Source organism: Microbacterium sp. UBA1612 (assembly GCF_002321605.1).
GTDB lineage: Bacteria > Actinomycetota > Actinomycetes > Actinomycetales > Microbacteriaceae > Microbacterium > Microbacterium luteum.
The window spans coordinates 42,349-59,753 of sequence record NZ_DCMW01000005.1; the positions used below are offsets into that span (position 1 = coordinate 42,349).

At 69.2% G+C, this 17,405-nt stretch carries 16 protein-coding genes; 12 read left to right on the forward strand and 4 right to left on the reverse strand.

The annotated features are described in order from the left end of the window. The first annotated feature begins 9 nt into the window (after positions 1–9). A complete protein-coding gene (locus tag B3S45_RS02830; protein ID WP_194383299.1) occupies positions 10–1,347 on the forward strand; it encodes a class II 3-deoxy-7-phosphoheptulonate synthase in 1,338 nt (445 codons plus the stop codon). A gap of 13 nt (positions 1,348–1,360) precedes the next feature. On the opposite strand, the gene pknB is transcribed toward B3S45_RS02830, so the two are convergent. Next, positions 1,361–3,298: a Stk1 family PASTA domain-containing Ser/Thr kinase gene (gene pknB / locus B3S45_RS02835; RefSeq protein ID WP_286717276.1), complete on the reverse strand. Its 1,938-nt coding sequence runs from the start codon at positions 3,296–3,298 to the stop codon at positions 1,361–1,363. Between the two features lie 77 nt (positions 3,299–3,375). Then, positions 3,376–4,380, reverse strand: a complete 1,005-nt coding sequence (locus B3S45_RS02840; RefSeq protein ID WP_286717278.1) for a LysM peptidoglycan-binding domain-containing protein — start codon at positions 4,378–4,380, stop codon at positions 3,376–3,378. A 197-nt stretch (positions 4,381–4,577) separates the two neighbouring features. Here B3S45_RS02840 and B3S45_RS02845 point away from each other — a divergent pair, with 197 nt between their 5' ends. Then, entirely contained in the window at positions 4,578–4,904 is a 327-nt protein-coding gene (locus B3S45_RS02845) for an Rv2175c family DNA-binding protein (protein WP_071043682.1), read from the forward strand. An 8-nt stretch (positions 4,905–4,912) separates the two neighbouring features. Here B3S45_RS02845 and B3S45_RS02850 read toward each other — a convergent pair whose 3' ends face one another. Further along, complete coding sequence (locus tag B3S45_RS02850; protein ID WP_286717280.1) at positions 4,913–6,007, reverse strand: polyprenyl synthetase family protein; 1,095 nt, start codon at positions 6,005–6,007, stop codon at positions 4,913–4,915. 69 nt (positions 6,008–6,076) lie between these two features. Between B3S45_RS02850 and B3S45_RS02855 the strand changes: the two genes are divergently transcribed. The 10 genes from B3S45_RS02855 to B3S45_RS02900 all read left to right on the forward strand — a co-directional run bounded on the left by B3S45_RS02855 (position 6,077) and on the right by B3S45_RS02900 (position 16,873). Beyond that, positions 6,077–6,454, forward strand: a complete 378-nt coding sequence (locus B3S45_RS02855) for a DUF3040 domain-containing protein (protein WP_286717282.1) — start codon at positions 6,077–6,079, stop codon at positions 6,452–6,454. A 206-nt stretch (positions 6,455–6,660) separates the two neighbouring features. Continuing rightward, positions 6,661–7,092, forward strand: coding sequence for a division/cell wall cluster transcriptional repressor MraZ (gene mraZ / locus B3S45_RS02860; RefSeq protein WP_194383296.1), 432 nt, complete (start codon positions 6,661–6,663; stop codon positions 7,090–7,092). Between the two features lie 66 nt (positions 7,093–7,158). Then, a complete protein-coding gene (gene rsmH / locus B3S45_RS02865) occupies positions 7,159–8,148 on the forward strand; it encodes a 16S rRNA (cytosine(1402)-N(4))-methyltransferase RsmH (protein ID WP_414683063.1) in 990 nt (329 codons plus the stop codon). Then, positions 8,145–8,717 carry a hypothetical protein gene (locus B3S45_RS02870; RefSeq protein WP_286717285.1) on the forward strand — a complete coding sequence of 191 codons (573 nt, stop codon included), beginning with the start codon at positions 8,145–8,147 and terminating at the stop codon, positions 8,715–8,717. The genes rsmH and B3S45_RS02870 overlap by 4 nt, the downstream gene beginning before the upstream one ends. Positions 8,718–8,721: 4 nt before the next feature. Continuing rightward, on the forward strand, positions 8,722–10,506 hold the full coding sequence (locus tag B3S45_RS02875; protein WP_194383295.1) for a peptidoglycan D,D-transpeptidase FtsI family protein: 1,785 nt from the start codon (positions 8,722–8,724) through the stop codon (positions 10,504–10,506). A gap of 20 nt (positions 10,507–10,526) precedes the next feature. Further along, complete coding sequence (locus B3S45_RS02880) at positions 10,527–11,939, forward strand: UDP-N-acetylmuramoyl-tripeptide--D-alanyl-D-alanine ligase (protein WP_286717288.1); 1,413 nt, start codon at positions 10,527–10,529, stop codon at positions 11,937–11,939. Further along, positions 11,936–13,048 (forward strand): phospho-N-acetylmuramoyl-pentapeptide-transferase, encoded by a 1,113-nt coding sequence (mraY, locus tag B3S45_RS02885; protein WP_194383293.1) that lies wholly within the window; start codon positions 11,936–11,938, stop codon positions 13,046–13,048. Before B3S45_RS02880 ends, mraY begins: the two co-directional genes overlap by 4 nt. Then, complete coding sequence (gene murD, locus B3S45_RS02890; RefSeq protein ID WP_414683064.1) at positions 13,030–14,589, forward strand: UDP-N-acetylmuramoyl-L-alanine--D-glutamate ligase; 1,560 nt, start codon at positions 13,030–13,032, stop codon at positions 14,587–14,589. Before mraY ends, murD begins: the two co-directional genes overlap by 19 nt. After that, positions 14,552–15,790, forward strand: a complete 1,239-nt coding sequence (gene ftsW / locus B3S45_RS02895) for a putative lipid II flippase FtsW (protein ID WP_194383292.1) — start codon at positions 14,552–14,554, stop codon at positions 15,788–15,790. The genes murD and ftsW overlap by 38 nt, the downstream gene beginning before the upstream one ends. Then, positions 15,791–16,873, forward strand: a complete 1,083-nt coding sequence (locus B3S45_RS02900) for a UDP-N-acetylglucosamine--N-acetylmuramyl-(pentapeptide) pyrophosphoryl-undecaprenol N-acetylglucosamine transferase (RefSeq protein WP_194383291.1) — start codon at positions 15,791–15,793, stop codon at positions 16,871–16,873. A 106-nt stretch (positions 16,874–16,979) separates the two neighbouring features. Here the strand turns inward: B3S45_RS02900 and B3S45_RS02905 are convergent, their stop codons facing one another. After that, positions 16,980–17,336, reverse strand: coding sequence for a GntR family transcriptional regulator (locus tag B3S45_RS02905; RefSeq protein WP_194383290.1), 357 nt, complete (start codon positions 17,334–17,336; stop codon positions 16,980–16,982). Positions 17,337–17,405: the final 69 nt, after the last annotated feature.

Consider the following 17,405-nt stretch of genomic DNA (forward strand, 5'->3'; position numbering starts at 1 on the left):
ACTTGCCTGGTGCTCCAGCAGCTAGACTCCCTCGACCACTGGCGGACCCTACCGATCAAACAGCAGCCGGCGTGGCCCGACGCCGCCGCCGTCGCTGCGGTCTCGGACGAGATCGCCGGACTTCCGCCGCTCGTCTTCGCCGGCGAGGTCGATCTGCTGCGCGAGCGACTCGCGGGGGCTGCCGCGGGCGAGGCGTTCCTGCTGCAGGGCGGCGACTGCGCGGAGACTTTCGCCGGGGCCACCGCCGAGCAGATCCGCAACCGCATCAAGACCGTGCTGCAGATGGCGGTCGTGCTCACCTACGGCGCCTCGATGCCCATCGTGAAGATGGGGCGCATGGCGGGGCAGTTCGCCAAACCGCGTTCGAAGGACACCGAGACGCGCGGTGACGTGACGCTGCCGGCGTACCGGGGCGACATCGTCAACGGGTACGACTTCACCGAGGCCTCTCGCACGGCCGATCCGGGGCGACTGCTGCGCGGTTACCACACCGCCGCATCGACGCTGAACCTCATCCGGGCATTCACGCAGGGGGGATTCGCCGACCTTCGAGAGGTGCACAGCTGGAACAAGGGGTTCGCGCAGAACCCCGCCAACCAGCGCTACGAGCGCCTCGCGACCGAGATCGACCGCGCGATCAAGTTCATGGAGGCGGCGGGAGCCGACTTCGACGAGCTGCGCCGCGTGGAGTTCTACACCGGCCACGAGGGCCTCCTCATGGACTACGAGCGGCCGATGACCCGCATCGACTCGCGGACGGCGACGCCGTACAACACGTCGTCCCACTTCCTCTGGATCGGCGAACGCACCCGCGAGCTCGACGGCGCGCACGTCGACTACTTCTCGAAGATCCGCAACCCGATCGGCGTGAAGCTCGGCCCGTCGACCTCGCCAGACGTGGCGCTGGCGCTCATCGACAAGCTCGACCCCGAGCGCGAGCCGGGCCGCCTCACCTTCATCACGCGCATGGGCGCGGGAAAGATCCGCGACGCGCTTCCTCCGCTCCTCGAAGCGGTGAAGGATTCCGGTGCGCGGCCGCTGTGGGTCACCGACCCGATGCACGGCAACGGCATCACCACGCCGACCGGCTACAAGACGCGTCGTTTCGACGACGTCGTCGACGAGGTGCGGGGATTCTTCGAAGCGCACCGCGCCATCGGCACCCACCCGGGCGGCATCCACGTCGAGCTGACCGGCGACGACGTCACGGAATGCCTGGGCGGCTCGGAGATGATCGAGGAAGCCACCCTCGCCACGCGCTACGAGTCACTGTGTGATCCGCGCTTGAACCACATGCAGTCGCTGGAGCTGGCCTTCCTCGTCGCCGAGGAGCTCGAGAAGCGCTGACCCGCCCCGGCGATCAGCCGGTGACGGTGATCTGCAGGGTGACGGTCGTTCCCTGCACCCGCATGCTCGACCCCTCGGGATCCTGCGCGGTGACCTCGGTGACCGCGTCGGGCCAGACATTCCAGAGGGCGGAGTAATTCACCTCGAAGCCCTCAGCGCGCAGCGCGTCCGCGGCGGCATCCCGTGTCATGCCGACCACGTCGGGCACCGGGAACAGGGGAGGGCCACTGGAGACCACGAGGTTGGTGCGGTCGCCGGGTCGCCACCATCCGCCGCCCTCACGGTCGGTCATGTAGAGCACGCGGCCCTCGGCGATCTCGGTGCTGGACTCCTGCGCCACGGAGGCGACGTCGATCCCCGCGGCCTCGAGAGTCGCGCGGGCGTCGGCCTCGGTCATGTCGCGCACTGACGGCAACGGTCCGAGCGAGACGCGAAGGCTCGCACTGTCGCCTTCGTTGACTGTGCACTCCTCGCCGCACTCGACGGGGTCGGCGCCGCCACGCGGCGTCACGACGACACCGACGACGACGCCCTCGTCCGCATCGGTGTAGAAGGTCTGATTCTCTCCGACGTCGATGCGAGACGCGTCGAGCTGCGCCCTGACATCGGTCTCCGGCTGCCCGTTGAGTCCCGTGAGGGCGACCTCGGCCGGGCCCAGCGAGACGAGCACCGTCACCTCGGTGTCTTTGTCCACACGCGCGCCGGCCTCCGGCTCGGTGTCCACGATCAGTCCGCTGTCGACCTCGAGGCTGAACACGCCCTCCTCGACCCCGGTGAGCGACTCCTCGGCGAGGGCACCCTGCGCCTGATCGAAGGTCAGACCGCTGAGGTCGGGTACCGCCACCTGTGAGCCGGGCCCCGACCCGAACCACCATCCGGCGGCTCCGGCGAGTGCTGTCAGGATGACGACGACGCCGAGCAGCCAGGCTCCCTTTCGCGACCGGCGCTTGGAGGCCTGTCGCAGCCGTGACGTGTTGTCGACGTCTTCGGCCAGATCCGTCGGACCGGTGACGGCTGCCGGAAGGACCTTCGTGAGCTCTCCGGATGCACCGCTCTCATCGCGGGTGACGCCGGTGTCGACGGTGCGGGCGACCTGCGGCGTCACGCCCAGCTCGCGCTCGATCTCGCGCAGGCGCTCCAGCATCTCCCGGGCGTCGAGCGGGCGATCATCGGGCAGCTTCTCGGTCGACCACAGCACGAGCTCGTCGAGCTGTTCGGGCACACCGGGGTTCTTGACGCTGGGGCGGGGCACGGAGTCGGTGGCGTGCTGATAGGCGATCTGCATCGGCTGCTCGCCTTTGTAGGGCTGCTCGCCGGCGAGCATCTCGTAGAGCACGATGCCGAGGGCGTAGATGTCGCTGCGGGCGTCCGCGGTGCCCCGGGTGACGAGCTCCGGCGCGAGGTAGGCGATCGTGCCGAGCAACTGCGCGCCGGTCGCGGTGTTGGCCGTCGTCGCTCGCGCCAGGCCGAAATCGCCGATCTTGATGCGGCCGTCTTCGGCCAGGAGGACGTTCTCGGGCTTGACGTCTCGATGGACGATCCCGGCACGGTGCGCCGCCGCCAGGCCGGACAGGATGGCGTCCATGATCGAGATCGCCTGCGGCACGGTCAGTCGTCGCTGCTCTTTGAGGAGCTCCCGCAGGGTGATGCCCGGCAGGTACTCCATGACCAGGTAGGCCATGTCGCCGTCCTGGCCCTGGTCGAAGACGTTGACCACGTGGGGGTCGGCCAGCCGCGCGGCGGCGCGAGCCTCCTGGATGAATCGGCTCTGGAAGACCGAGTCATCGCTCAGATGCCCGTGCATCACCTTCAGGGCGACGCGGCGCTCCAGTCGCAGGTCGGTGGCGACGTACACTGTGGCCATGCCGCCTCGCGCGATGCGAGCACGCACGCGGTATCTGCTGTCGACCAGACGGCCGATCAGCGGATCCGTCTGCTGACTCGTGCTCACGTTCAGAGTCTACGGATGAGCACCTGGGAGCTCCGGTGCGCCGCACCGGCCGATCGGAGTCCGATCCTCACGCGTCGTCAACCGTGAGCGGCGAGCCACGCTTCGGCCGGAGCCTCCCACCGGGCGTATCGATCGGGGTAGGCGGAGATCTGCACCGCCTGCGCGGCATCGGCGAACGACATCGACTCCCATCCGGGGATGTCGAGAAGACCGCGCGTCGCGTAGCCGTTGGGGTCGTCGGCGCCGCCGAAGAAGGCGAGCGTCGCATAGCGCCGGTCGAGGATCTGAGCCGCGGAGCCCCAGCCGGTGCTGGGTCGCTGCTGGAAGAGCCCGAGCGAGTCGCGGTCGCCCCAATCGAGGTTCCGCAGCCACGACTCCTGCATCGCCGTGCCCAGGGCGATGGTGATGCCGCGGTCGCTCACCCCGAGTTCGCGTCCGATCGAGATGATCAGCCGCGCGTTCTCGATCTGCTCGGCGTCGAGCGACGAGTCGACGGACTGCTCGGCCGGCGTGGCGGATGCGGTGGCGGCCGCGGCAGTCATCGTCGGCGCCAGCGCCAGCGTCTGACCGGGGTAGATGATGGAATCCCGCTGCAGCCCGTTCGCCGCCAGCAGCGCGTCGACCGTGGTGCCGTGCTTCTGGGCGATGGCGAAGACCGTGTCACCCGCGGTGACGGTGTGGGTGCCGCCGGAGTCGGACGCCACCGGGGGAGTGGATGGTTCGCTCAGCGCAGTCAGCACGATCTCCTGTCCCGGGTGGATCACGCTGGACCATCCGAGCCCGTTCAGGCGGAGCACGTCGTCGGTGCGAAGGCCGTGAGCCGCCGCGATGGAGCTGACGGTGTCACCCGCGCGAACGACATAGCGCTGCGGGACGGAGTTTGCGGCGACAGCGGATGCGGTGGTCACGGACGCGGGTGCGGCGGGAAGCTTCGCCCCTCGCGCAAGGTGACCTCCGGTGGACGTCGCCTCGGCGTGCGCCGGGGTCGCGGCGGCGATGATCGCCAGGGACCCGAGGATCGCCATCGGGGTGGCCGCGCGCCGTGCCCGCGGCGTGGGCGTGATGTCGCTGATGGTGCTCATGGGATCCCTCCGGTCGACGCAGCCACGCTGTCACGGTTGGAAACGGGAGTCAATCAAAGTGACACATGTGAAAGATGAGACTTCTGTTACCTTTGTCGACTCGTTGCGGTCGGGTGGGCCGTCTGCACTGACCTGCGGTGCAGGAAGAACCGGGGGCGGAATGAGATAGTGACATCGTGACTGTGGATGCTTCCCCGATGCCGACCGACTGGCTGACCCTCCCCGAGCTCGCCGAGGAGCTCGATGAGACGCTCGGGCGCGTCAAGCGCCTGCTCGATGAGTCGCACCTCGTGGCCTCGCGTCGTCATGGCGCGCCGCGCGTCCCGTCGCTGTTCGTGCTCGACGGCAGGCCGCTGTCCTCGCTGCGCGGAACGGTGATCGTGCTGCACGACGCGGGATTCGACGATGACGAGACCATCGATTGGCTGCTGGCGCCGGAGGACTCCATCGGAATGGCGCCGATCGAGGCTCTGCGCCTGGGCCGAAAGAGCGAGGTCCGTCGCGTCGCCCAGTCCCTGGCCTGAGCCCCGTCTCAGGTGGTGCGGATGCTCGCGGCCCGGGCGAGCTCCCGCAGCTGACTGACCGATGCGTTGTCGAGCCGCGCCCCGGACAGGGCGCGGTCGGCGGCCCGGGCCCGCTCGGCGATGAGGGCCTCCACCCGGTCGAGTGCACCGGTGTCGGTGATCGTCTGCTGAAGGGCCGCGATCTGGGCCGCGTCGAGTGTCGGGTCACCGAGCATCTCATCGAGCAGACGTCGCGGTCCCGAGGGAAGGGCCTCGCGTGCGTAGGCGATGAGGACGGTGCGCTTGCCCTCCCGGAGGTCGTCCCCCGACGGCTTGCCCGTCGTCTCGGCATCGCCGAAGACCCCGAGGACGTCGTCGCGCAGCTGGAAGGCCATGCCCACGGGCAGGCCGAACGAGGCGAGTGCCGTCGTCTGCGCCTCGTCGGCCCCCGCGAGGGCCGCGCCGATGAGGAGGGGCTGGAGCATGCTGTAGCGGGCCGACTTCAGCTCGGCCACGCGCAGGGCACGGGTGGCGTGGCTGTCGTCCGGCTGGCTCGCCCACGCCGATTCCTCCGCGACGTCCAGGAACTGGCCGATCGTGACCTCGCGTCGCATCGTCGCGTACTCGCGACGCGTGCGGGTCGCGCGCCCGGGTTCGAGCTCGGAGAGCGCATCCTCGAGGAGGTCGTCCGACCAGGCGACCAGGAGGTCGCCGAGGAGGAGGGCGCCGGATCGCCCGAACGCGCGTGGGTCTCCCTGCCACCTCGCTCCGGCGTGGTGCGCTTCGAGCGCCTTGTGCGCCGCGGGGTGACCGCGTCGCGTATCGGAGTTGTCGATGATGTCGTCGTGCACCAAGGCTGCGGCGTGGAAGATCTCGAGCGCCGCGGCCGTCGCCAGCACGTGTTCGGGGACCTCGCTCCCGGGTGTCGCGGCGTCGACGACGGCGCGCCATCCGGCGACGCAGAACCGGGCGCGGAGGCGCTTCCCGCCGGCGACGGCGGCGGCCCCGGCATCGACGATGAGGGTCGCTTCGTCTCCCCACGCGTGAGCATCGCGGCGCTGAGCCGAGATGAACGTATCCAGTCGCTGGGAAATCACCTGGGTGAGGTCTGGAGCCGATGACACGGGCCTAGCCTAGTAATCGCCAGCCCGAGTAGAATGTCGGGAAGATAACAGCAGTCCAGAGGGGGATGCATGCCACTGTCCGAACAGGAGCAGCGTCTGCTCGATGAGATGGAACGCCATCTCATGCGCAACGAGGCCGACGTGGTCACCGCCCCCGAAGGCGGACGCTCCCTCAGCTATCGAAATATCGTCTACGGCACGATCCTCGTGCTGCTCGGTCTCGCCGGGCTGATCGTCGGGGTCGCCGTCCAGCTCATCGTCGTCGGCGTCATCGGCTTCGTCATCATGCTCGGAGGCGTCGTGCTCGCCGTCACCCCGCTGCGCGGCGCTGCCGCGACGGGAGGACCCGCCAAGCCGAAAGCAGCGCCCTCGGCGCCGCGAGGGTCTGGTCCGTCCTTCATGGATCGCATGAACGACCGTTGGGATCGTCGGCAGGGAGAGCGCTGACCTCTCCACCCTCCTCCACTTCTGAGAACACCGGCCTTCGGGCCGGTGTTTTTTTGTGCGCCCGCAGTCTCGACTTAGTTCGGAACAACACCGGTGTGTCCGCCATCGTGCGGAAATTGCGGCCGAAGTGATACAAAGTGGGGCAAAGTGGAGTAAAGTGGGGATCAACCTGGAGGGGCCGGACGAAGGGTGGGGGTGAGTGGCACATGCTGCTGGGCACGCACACTCCCAAGCTCGACGACAAGGGCCGCGTCATCCTTCCTTCCAAGTTCCGTGACGATCTCGGCGCCGGGGTCGTCGTGACCCGCGGGCAGGATCGCTGCCTCTACGTCTTCGCCACAGAGGAGTTCGAGCGTGTGCACGAGCGCATCCGCGAAGCGCCCCTTGCCAACAAGCAGGCCCGAGATTTCCTGCGCATGTTCCTGTCGGGAGCGAGTGCGGAGAAGCCCGACAGTCAGAACCGCATCACGATCCCGCCGCCGCTGCGCGCCTACGCGGGCCTCGAGAAGGAGCTGATCGTGACGGGTGTCGGTGCTCACGCCGAGATCTGGAACGCCGAGGCGTGGAACGCCTACGCCGAGAGCAACGAAGAGACCTACGCCGAGATGGAGCAGGAGGTGATCCCGGGCCTGTTCTGAGCCCTCTGCGCCGACTCCCAGCCGTTCAGCCCTGACACCACTTCCCCGGCGTCAGGTCAGGAACGGATGGGGATCAGCGAAGAGGGACCGGCCGTCGACATCATGGACGCGCGAGAGATCCACACCCCTGTCATGCTCGACCGCTGCGTCGAGCTGCTCGCACCGGCGCTCCAGAAGCCGGGCGCGGTGCTGATCGACGGGACGCTCGGGATGGGAGGGCACTCCGAGGCCTTCCTCGAGCGGTTCCCGGATCTGCACCTCATCGGCCTCGACCGTGACCGGGACGCCCTCCGGATCGCCGGCGGGCGTCTGGAGCGGTTCTCGGACCGGACGACCCTCGTGCACACGGTCTACGACGATGTCGACACGGCGCTGAGCGAGGCCGGCGTCGACAGGGTCGACGGCATCCTCTACGACCTCGGCGTCTCGTCGCTCCAGCTCGACGTCGCCGATCGCGGATTCGCCTACGCGCAGGATGCGCCGCTGGACATGCGGATGGACCAGAGCATCGGGGTGACCGCTGCGGATGTCGTCGGGGAGTACGGCGAAGGCGACCTGCGCCGTATCTTCGAGCGATACGGCGAGGAGAAGCTGGCTGCGCGGTACGCGCGCGCAATCATCGCCGCGCGTGCCGACGCACCCATCGAACGCTCGGGACAGCTCGTGCAGATCCTGAGCGACGCGACGCCGGCCGCGGTCCAGCGTGCCGGGCATCCTGCCAAGCGGGTCTTCCAGGCGCTGCGCATCGAGGTCAACGGCGAGCTCGCCGCGCTCGAGCGCGCGGTACCCGCCGCGATGGGCGCGCTGGCCGTCGGCGGTCGCATCGTGGTGCTGTCGTACCAGTCGCTCGAGGATCGGCTCATCAAGCGCGCATTCGCGGAGGCGACCGCTTCGACCGCCCCCGCCGGTCTTCCCGTGGAGCTGCCCGAGCACGCTCCCCGTTTCCGTCTGCTGGTCAAGGGTGCCGAACTCGCATCCGATGAAGAGCGTGCGCGCAACTCACGGGCCATCCCCGTACGGTTGCGCGCCGCCGAACGAGTGAGGGAGGCACGATGAGCACCGCACCTGCCATCAGCCCGCTGCGGCGCCCGATCGAGGCGCCCGAACGCCGACTCCACGTCGTCGCCGAGCCGGACCGCAAGCGTCGCCCGAAGCTGCTTTACGGAATGGTCGCCCTTCTCGGTGCGTTCGCGATCGCCGGAGCTCAGATGGCTCTGTCGGTGCTCACCACCCAGACCTCGTACGACATCGCCGAGCTCACGTCGCAGCAGCGGAACCTGACCTACGAGAAGCAGATCCTCACCGACGAGCTGGCCGGTCTCAGCTCCCCGCAGTACCTCGCCGCCAACGCGGCCGCGCTCGGCATGGTGATCGATGAGACGCCCGCCTACCTGCGCCTCAGCGATGGAGCGGTGATCGGTGCGAGCGAGGCCGCCGGCGCGGTGTCCACCGTCGACGCGATCGGCCGCGGCGCGGTCGAGAACGCGCTCATCTCCGAGACCCCGCTCGTCACGGCCCCCGACGCGACCATCGCCGGTGACCCCGTGACGGCGGAGAAGATGGGACTGCCCGCCGACACGCCGCTGCCCGTGACCGACGGTCTGCCCACACCTGCGACACGCTGATCGCATGACGACTCGCGCCACCCGCAGTCCGCGTCGCCGCACCGTCGTCGCCCTCGCCGTCGTGCTGGCGGTGCTCGCCGCCTTCATCGTGCGGCTCGTCGACATCCAGGTCGTGAACGCCGACGATCACATCGAGGACTCGCTGTCGTGGGCATTCGGGGGCTCGCAGGAACTCTCGGGCACGCGGGGCGCGATCGTCGACGCCGACGGCGAACCGCTCGCCGGAAGCGTGCTCACGTACGACGCACAGCTCGATCCGTCGAACGCGGGCGACATCCGCCGGGCCGATGCCACCGGCGACAGCGAGGTGGTCGCCTGGCCGACCGTCGCCGCGGAGATCGGGGCCATCACGGGCCAGAGTGGCGAAGACGTCATGCGCGTCGTCGACGATGCGCTGGCTGAGGATGCGGATTCTCAGTATGCGCAGCTGGCACAGGGCCTCACGACGCAGCAGTATCGGGATCTCGTCTCCCTGGGGGTGCCCTTCCTCTATTTCGAGCCGCGCCCCGACCGCACCTATGTCGACGGTGCCGTCGCCGGCAGCCTCATCGGATACGTGGGCAGCGACGGCGTGCCGCTGGCCGGTCTGGAACTGAGCCAGAACTCGTGCCTCGAGGCGTCGGACGGCACGCTCAGCTATCAGAAGGGCAAAGACGGGGTGATCATCCCCGGCACGTCCGTCGAGGAGCCGGCGGTCGACGGGGGCACCCTCCAGCTCACGATCGATCGCGATCTGCAGTGGTACATGCAGCAGCTCATCGCCGAGCAGGCCGACGACATGGGCGCGCAGTACGGCAGCATCCTCGTGGTCGAGGCCGAGACCGGCAAGATCCGCGCCGCGGCGGAGTATCCGGGCGTGGACCCGAACGATGTCGAGTCGGCCGATGTGGATGCCCGCTACAGCCAGCTGTTCACGGCTCAGCGCGAACCCGGATCGACCTTCAAGGCGCTCACCGCGGCGACCCTTCTCGACACCGGCGCGCAGACCCCGTATTCGACCGTCGACGCCGCCAGCTTCGAGACCTTTCCGAACGGGGCGCGGGTGCGGGATGCCTTCGTGCATCCGTCGTACACGTACACGCTGACCGGAGCCCTCATCGACTCGTCCAACGTCGCGGTGTCGAAGTTCAGCGAGCGAGTGTCCGCTCAGACGCGATACGACTACCTCACGGACTTCGGCATCGGCGGGGGTGTCGATGTCGGCTACCCCTCCACGGCGTCGGGATACATCCGACCGGTCGACGAGTGGGACAATCAGACCCTCTACAACACCTCGTTCGGTCAGGGACTCCTGACGACGGTGCCCGAACTCGCACAGGCGTACACCGCCATCACGAACGACGGTGTCCGGGTGCCGCTCTCACTCGTCGAGTCGTGCACGACGGCGGATGGGACCGTCATCGAGCCCGAGCTCCCCGATCCCGTGCGCGTCGTGAGCGAGGACACCGCAGACGAGGTGAGCACGATGCTGGAGAACGTGTTCCTGCAGAGCGAGTACGCCGAAGACGTGGCCATTCCGGGATATCGCGTCGCGGGCAAGACCGGAACCGCCGAGAAGACAGACGGAGAGGGCGGCTACAAGGTCGGCGTGTACTTCACGACGATGATCGGATTCGCCCCGGCCGACGACCCGAAGTACATCGTCGTCGTCAACCTCGACGAGCCGACGAAGGTAACATCGTCTTCGGCCAACGTACCGGCTTTCCAGAAGGCGATGACCCAGGTGCTGAAGAACTACCGGGTGATGCCGTCGACCTCGACGCCGGAGGAACTCCCCAAGTTCGGGTGAGTGCGACGGCCGGAGAACACATGATCGCCCTCACCATCGCACAGCTCGCCCGGATCGTCTCGGGCCGCCCCGTCCTCGTCGGCTCCGACACCCTTGGGACCGTCGTCTCCGGCGCCGTCGACACCGACTCCCGCAACATCGGACCGGGCGACGTCTTCGTCGCCAAGCCCGGCGAGGCCACCGACGGACACCTGTTCGTCGGTGGAGCCGCCGACGCGGGTGCGGCTCTCGCTCTCGTGGAGCGGCACATCGATGCGCCGATCTCGCAGGTCGTGGTCGACGACGTCGTCGACGCCATCGCCGCGCTCGCCCGGCACGTCGTCGGGGCCGTCCGCGCACGCGGTGACCTCCGCATCGCCGGGATCACCGGCTCCAACGGCAAGACGACGACCAAGAACCTGCTCGCGCGCATACTTCAGGACGAGGGCGACACGGTGGCCCCTCGCGCATCCTTCAACAACGAGGTCGGTGCGCCGCTGACCATGCTGCGCGTCGACGACGACACCCGCTTCCTCGTGAGCGAGTTCGGCGCGAGCGCGCCGGGGGAGATCGCCCGCCTCGCCGGCCTGGTCGAGCCCGACCTCGGCGTGGTGCTCATGGTGGGCATGGCCCATGCGGGCGGCTTCGGCGGGATCGAGGCGACCTTCCACGCGAAATCCGAGCTGGTCCGTGCGCTCCGCCCGGGAGGGGTCGCGGTCTTGAACGCCGACGATCCGCGGGTGTCGGCGATGGCGCCCATCGCCGAGGAGATCGGTGCGTCGGTGCGCTGGTTCGGCCGCGGGGAACGGGCGGAGGTCCGTGCGGTCGACGTGGAGGTGACGGCGACGGGCACCGTCGCCGCGATCGTCGTCGACGGCGAGGCGCGCACCCTGCGGCTGCGCGTGCTCGGCGAGCACCACGTGATGAACGCGCTCGCGGCTCTCGCCGCCGCCACCTCCTTCGGCGTCGACCTCGATGCCGCGATCGCCCGGCTGGAAGCCGTCGAATTGGCCGAGCGCTGGCGCATGCAGCCGCTCGGCGGCGACCGCGTGCGGATCATCAACGACGCCTACAACGCGAGCCCCGACTCCATGGCCGCCGCGCTGCGCACCCTGGCGCAGATCACTGCGCGCGATGAGCGCATGGTCGCCGTCCTCGGCGCCATGAGCGAGCTCGGCGAGTACGCGGGGGAGGAGCACGACCGAGTGGGGCTGCTCGCCGTTCGCCTGGGCGTGCAGCGGATCGTCGTCGTCGGCGACGACGCCCGGCGTCTGTTCCTCTCGGCGGTCGGCGAGGGTTCCTGGGACGGCGAGGCGGTGTTCTTCTCGACCGCGGACGAGGCGTACGACTACCTCGTCACGGAGCTGCGGGACGGCGACCGCGTGCTCGTGAAGTCGTCGAACTCCGCGGGACTGCGCCACCTCGGCGACCGGCTCGGCGAGGCGTTCTCATGAGGTCGCTCCTGACGGCAGCGGCGATCTCGCTGGCCTTCACGCTCTTCCTCACGCCGGTCTTCCTGCGCCTGTTCCGGGCGTGGGGGTGGGGTCAGGTCATCCGGACCCCTGAGACCGGCAACAACCCCCGCCACGGCGCGAAGCGCGGCACGCCGACCATGGGCGGCACGATCTTCATCGTCGGCACCATCGTCGGATACTTCATCGGCGCCTACGTCGGCAACAATCCGCCGACCATCTCGGGACTCATGGTGCTGTGGCTCATGGTCGGGTTCGGCGTGGTCGGCTTCATCGACGACTACCTGAAGGTGCGCAGTCAGCGCAGCCTCGGGCTGTCGGGCTGGCGCAAGGTGATCGGACAGGTCATCGTCGTGGTGCCGTTCGCCGTCGTCGGGCTCAGCTTCCCGAATCTCGCGGGGACGACGCCCGCCTCGCCGTACGTCTCGGTCTTCCGCGACGTGCCCATCCTGTACTTCTTCGCGCTCGCGCCGATCATCGGATGGCTCATCTACCTCGCGTGGATCATGCTGATCGGCGTCGCGGCATCGAACTCCGTGAACGTGACGGACGGACTGGACGGACTCGCCGCCGGAGCGGGGATTTTCGTCGTGGGCGCCTACAGTCTCATCGCCTTCTGGCAGTTCAACCAGGCGTGTGCGGGGGGCAAGGTCCTCCAGCCCGACGTGCAGGCGGGGTGCTACGAGGTGCGCGACCCGTTCGACCTCGCCATCGTGTCGGCCGCCTTCGTCGGGGCACTCGTCGGCTTCCTCTGGTGGAACGCGCCCAAGGCGAACGTCTTCATGGGCGATGTCGGGTCGATGGCGATCGGGGGCGTCATCGCCGCGATGGCGATCCTCACCCGCACCGAGCTGCTGATGGTGCTCGTCGCCGGCGTCTACGTCATCGCATCCGGTTCCGTCATCCTGCAGCGCCTGTACTTCAAGCTCACCCGGGGCAGGCGCCTGTTCCTCATGAGTCCCCTGCACCACCACCTCGAGATGCGGGGATGGTCGGAGGTCACGATCGTGGTGCGCATGTGGATCATCGCGGGCCTCCTGGCCGTCTCGGGTGTCGGACTCTTCTACGTGGAATGGCTCACGCGCACATGACCGACGACGCCCGCCTGTCCTCCCTCACCAGCTGGTATGCCGACTGGAAGGGGGTGAAGGTCGCCGTGCTCGGCCTCTCGGTCACCGGATTCTCGGTCGCCGACACGCTCGCGGAACTGGGCGCGGACGTGCTCGTCGTCACCGAGAGCGCTTCGCAGGAATACGCTCGGCTGCTTCCCGTGATCGGCGTGCGCGCGTGGACGGGCTCGCTGGATACCGTCCCCGGCGACCTCGTCGACTTCGCACCGGAGGTCGTGATCGCCTCGCCCGGGTTCGCCCCGCACCACCCTGTCATCTCCTGGGCGCAGGAGACCGGCATCCCGTTGTGGGGCGACGTCGAGCTCGCGTGGCGCGTGCGCGACAAGGTGACGCGCGCGGACGGATCGCCCGCGGACTGGGTGCTGGTCACCGGCACCAACGGCAAGACGACGACGACGCGGATGGCGGCGACGATGCTCGTCGCCGCGGGCCTGCGCGCCGCTCCCGTCGGCAACATCGGCACGCCGGTGCTCGACGCGGTGCGCGACCCCGCGGGCTTCGACGTCCTCGTCGTCGAGCTCTCGAGTCACCAGCTGTGGTATCTCGGGCTCCAGAGGGGTCCCCAGCCCGTCTCGCCGGCCGCCAGCGTGTGCCTGAACCTCGCCGATGACCACCTCGAATGGCATGGGTGGTTCGAGGCCTACCGCGATGCCAAGGCCCATGTCTACGACCACACGCGCATCGCGTGCGTCTACAACAAGTCCGACGAGGCCACGCGACGCATGGTGGAGGACGCCGAGGTGGTCGAGGGGGCCCGAGCGATCGGATTCGACCTCGGCGTGCCGGGCCCGAGCGACATGGGCGTCGTCGACGGCATCGTCGTCGACCGTGCCTTCCTCGATGACCGTCGCACCAGCGCGCTGGAGCTCACGACGCTCGCCGATCTCGATGCCCGAGGGCTCGGCGCTCCCCACGTCGTATCGAACATCCTGGCGGCGGCCGCTCTGGCGCGCGCGGTCGGTGCGCCGCCGGCGGCGGTCCGCGACGCGCTCACCGCGTTCACGCTCGATCCGCACCGCATCGAGGTCGTCGCCGCAGAGGCCGGGATCACCTGGGTCGACGACTCCAAGGCGACGAACCCCCACGCGGCCGCGTCGTCTCTGGCGGCGTATCCGGGTGCGGTCTGGGTCGTCGGGGGTCAGCTCAAAGGTGTCGACATCACGGGCCTCGTCGCCGAGCGTGGGCCGGCGGTGAAGGCGGCGATCCTCATCGGAGCCGACCGCGCGGACCTGGTGGCGGCATTCGAACGACACGCCCCCGCGGTGCCGGTGTTCGAGGTCGCCTCCGATGACACTGAAGAGGTCATGGCACGGGTCGTCGAACTGGCGGCGGGCGTCGCCGCCGACGGAGACGTGGTCCTCCTCGCTCCGGCAGCGGCATCCTTCGATCAGTTCTCCTCCTACGCCGATCGCGGCCGGCGTTTCGCCGACGCGGTGAAGGATCGTCTTGCGAGGGGGAGTCAGGGTGACCACGACGCACAGCCCGTCCCCGGCGACATCTGACGACGGCGGCTCGAGAGGTGGCCTGACCGCGCGCGTCTCGCTCGGCCGCGTGTTCGCTCCGGTGCCGAGTGAATTCCTCCTCATCGCCTCGACGGCGCTGATCCTCACCGGCTTCGGGCTCGTCATGATCCTCTCCGCGACATCGGCGACCTCCACCGCATCGGGCGTCGCGCCGTGGGATGCGGCGATGAAGCAGGCGGTCTTCGCCGTCCTCGGCATCCCGCTCATGTTCATCGCGAGCCGTCTTCCCATCGCCTTCTGGAAGCGCATCGCGTGGCCCGCGCTGATCGGGGCCACCGTCTTCCAGCTGCTCGTGTTCACCCCCCTCGGCGTCGAGAACGACGGAAACCGGAACTGGATCGTCATCGGCGGCATTCAGGCGCAGCCGTCCGAGTTCCTGAAGCTCGCCCTCGCGCTCTGGCTCGGGTTCGTCCTCTTCCGCAAGCGCACGCTGCTGGGGCTGTGGCGTCACGTCTTCATCCCCGTGGTCCCGGTCGCCGGCGCGGTGATCGCGACGGTGCTCGCCGGACGTGACCTCGGCACGGCCATGATCCTCGTTCTGATCGTGCTGTCGGCACTGTTCTTCTCGGGCGTGAAGCTGCGCATCTTCATCCTGCCGCTGATCATCGCCGTCGGCTCGGTCGCGGCGCTGGCGGTCACCAGCCCGAACCGCATGGCGCGCATCATGAGCTTCCTCGATGCCAACTGCGATTACTTCGACGAGTGCTATCAGCCGATGCACGGCATCTTCGGGCTGGCGCAGGGAGGTGTCTTCGGTCTCGGGCTCGGGAACTCCAAGGAGAAGTACAACTGGCTTCCCGCCGCCGCCAACGACTACATCTTCGCCATCGTCGGAGAGGAGCTCGGCCTCATCGGCTGTGTCGTGGTGCTCGCGCTCTTCGCCCTCTACGCCGTCGGCGCCTTCCATGTGATCCGCAAGACCGACGATCCCTTCGTCCGCATCGTCGCCGGCTCCGTCACGGTGTGGATCGTCGGCCAGGCGCTCATCAACATCGGGGTGGTGCTGCGCGTCTTCCCGGTGCTCGGGGTGCCGCTGCCCTTCATGTCACAGGGAGGCACCTCTCTCCTGTCGCTCCTGGTGGCGACCGGTGTGCTGCTGGCGTGTGCGCGTTCCCTGCCGACGCGCACCCCATCGGTCGGCGCTCCGCCGAATCCCGGTCGACGTGCGAGGATCGGGTGAGTGACCACCTACCTCCTCGCCGGCGGCGGCACCGCCGGGCATGTCAATCCGCTCCTCGCGGTCGCCGACGGGCTCCGCGACCGCGATCCCGAGGCTGAGGTGCTCGTCCTCGGCACGAGGGAGGGCCTCGAAGCGCGGCTGGTGCCGGAACGGGGCTATGAGCTGCTCTTCGTCGACAAGGTGCCCTTCCCTCGTCGGCCGAACCGGAATGCCGCGGCCTTCCCGACGCGATTCCGGCGCGCCATCTCGCAGGTGAGGCGTCACCTGGAGGATCGCGGCGTCGACGTCGTCGTGGGGTTCGGCGGGTATGCCTCCGCGCCCGCCTACGTTGCCGCATCCCGTGCCCGCGTGCCGTTCGTCGTGCACGAGGCCAACGCCAAGCCGGGTCTGGCGAACATCCTCGGCGCCCGCCGCGCCGCCGGCGTGGGCGTGGCCTTCGACGGCACGCCGCTGAAGCGCTCGTCCGTCGTGGGCATGCCGCTTCGCCGCGAGATCGTCGACCTCGACCGAGACGCGCGGCGCGCGCAGGCCGCTGAGCTGTTCGACCTCGACGAGGATCGCCCGGTGCTGCTCGTCTTCGGCGGATCGCTCGGCGCCCAGCGGCTGAACGAGGCGTTCGGCGACGGGCACGGCGCCGCGTGGCGCGATGTGCTCGACGCCGGTTGGCAGCTGCTGCACGTGACGGGGGAGCGGTCGACCCTGTCGGATCCGGGGGTACCCGGCTACACCGTGCGTCGGTACGTCGACAGGATGGACCTCGCCTTCGCTCTCGCCGACGTCATCGTCTCGCGCGCCGGCGCGGCCACGGTGTCGGAGGTCAGCGCCCTGGGCATCCCGGCCGTCTACGTGCCGTACGCCGTCGGAAACGGCGAGCAGGCCCTCAACGCCTCGTCCGCGGTGCGCGCCGGAGCGGCGCGCCTCATCGCCGACGCGGAGTTCACGCCGGGCGCCGTGCGCGACGAGGTGCTGCCCCTGCTGGCCGACGCCGAGCGGCGGCAGGAGATGGTTCGCGCGTCGGCCCGCGTCGGAACCCGGTCGGGGACCGAGAACGTGATCGCGATGATCGATCGCGCCCTGGCGTGACGCGGCGCTGACTCCGCCACGCGTGCAGAGGAGATCCCGGTCAAGGAGGACGGATGCGGTGCCCGGCTTCCTCTCGGGGCGCGATGTCCTCTCGAAGCGCGCGCGATCAGCGCCGGAGGGCGTCCGCGACGAGGGCGAGGGCCTCGTCGGCGTCCATCCGGACCATGTGCACCTGCTCGGCGAAGTCGGCAGCCGCCGCCTCGATCCGTCGACGCGCGGGATCGGTCGACATCGCGACGAAGGTGCCGGCACGGCCACGCGTCTCGATGACCCCCGCCGCCTCGAGCTCCCGATACGCGCGCGCCACCGTGCCCGGTGCGACGCCGAGCTGCTGCGCGAGCGCGCGCACCGGCGACAGGCGCGAGCCGGGCGTGAGCGAGCCGTCTCGCACGGCATCGACGATCTGCGTGCGGAGCTGCTCGAACGGGGGGACGGCGAGGGAGGCGTCGACGGTGAGTCTCATCGGCGCTCATCATGGTCGTCGCGATCGCAACGTGTCAACACGAACAGCCCACTCCCAGCGCGCCGGGAG

Excerpts from the sequence above, each read along its gene's own strand:
- B3S45_RS02840 (WP_286717278.1), bottom strand. The coding sequence starts at position 4,380 with ATGAGCACCATCAGCGACATCACGCCCACGCCGCGGGCACGGCGCGCG.
- B3S45_RS02845 (WP_071043682.1), top strand. The coding sequence starts at position 4,578 with ATGCCGACCGACTGGCTGACCCTCCCCGAGCTCGCCGAGGAGCTCGAT.
- B3S45_RS02855 (WP_286717282.1), top strand. The coding sequence starts at position 6,077 with ATGCCACTGTCCGAACAGGAGCAGCGTCTGCTCGATGAGATGGAACGC.
- mraZ (WP_194383296.1), top strand. The coding sequence starts at position 6,661 with ATGCTGCTGGGCACGCACACTCCCAAGCTCGACGACAAGGGCCGCGTC.
- rsmH (WP_414683063.1), top strand. The coding sequence starts at position 7,159 with ATGGGGATCAGCGAAGAGGGACCGGCCGTCGACATCATGGACGCGCGA.
- B3S45_RS02870 (WP_286717285.1), top strand. The coding sequence starts at position 8,145 with ATGAGCACCGCACCTGCCATCAGCCCGCTGCGGCGCCCGATCGAGGCG.
- B3S45_RS02875 (WP_194383295.1), top strand. The coding sequence starts at position 8,722 with ATGACGACTCGCGCCACCCGCAGTCCGCGTCGCCGCACCGTCGTCGCC.
- B3S45_RS02880 (WP_286717288.1), top strand. The coding sequence starts at position 10,527 with ATGATCGCCCTCACCATCGCACAGCTCGCCCGGATCGTCTCGGGCCGC.
- mraY (WP_194383293.1), top strand. The coding sequence starts at position 11,936 with ATGAGGTCGCTCCTGACGGCAGCGGCGATCTCGCTGGCCTTCACGCTC.
- murD (WP_414683064.1), top strand. The coding sequence starts at position 13,030 with ATGGCTCACGCGCACATGACCGACGACGCCCGCCTGTCCTCCCTCACC.
- B3S45_RS02905 (WP_194383290.1), bottom strand. The coding sequence starts at position 17,336 with ATGAGACTCACCGTCGACGCCTCCCTCGCCGTCCCCCCGTTCGAGCAG.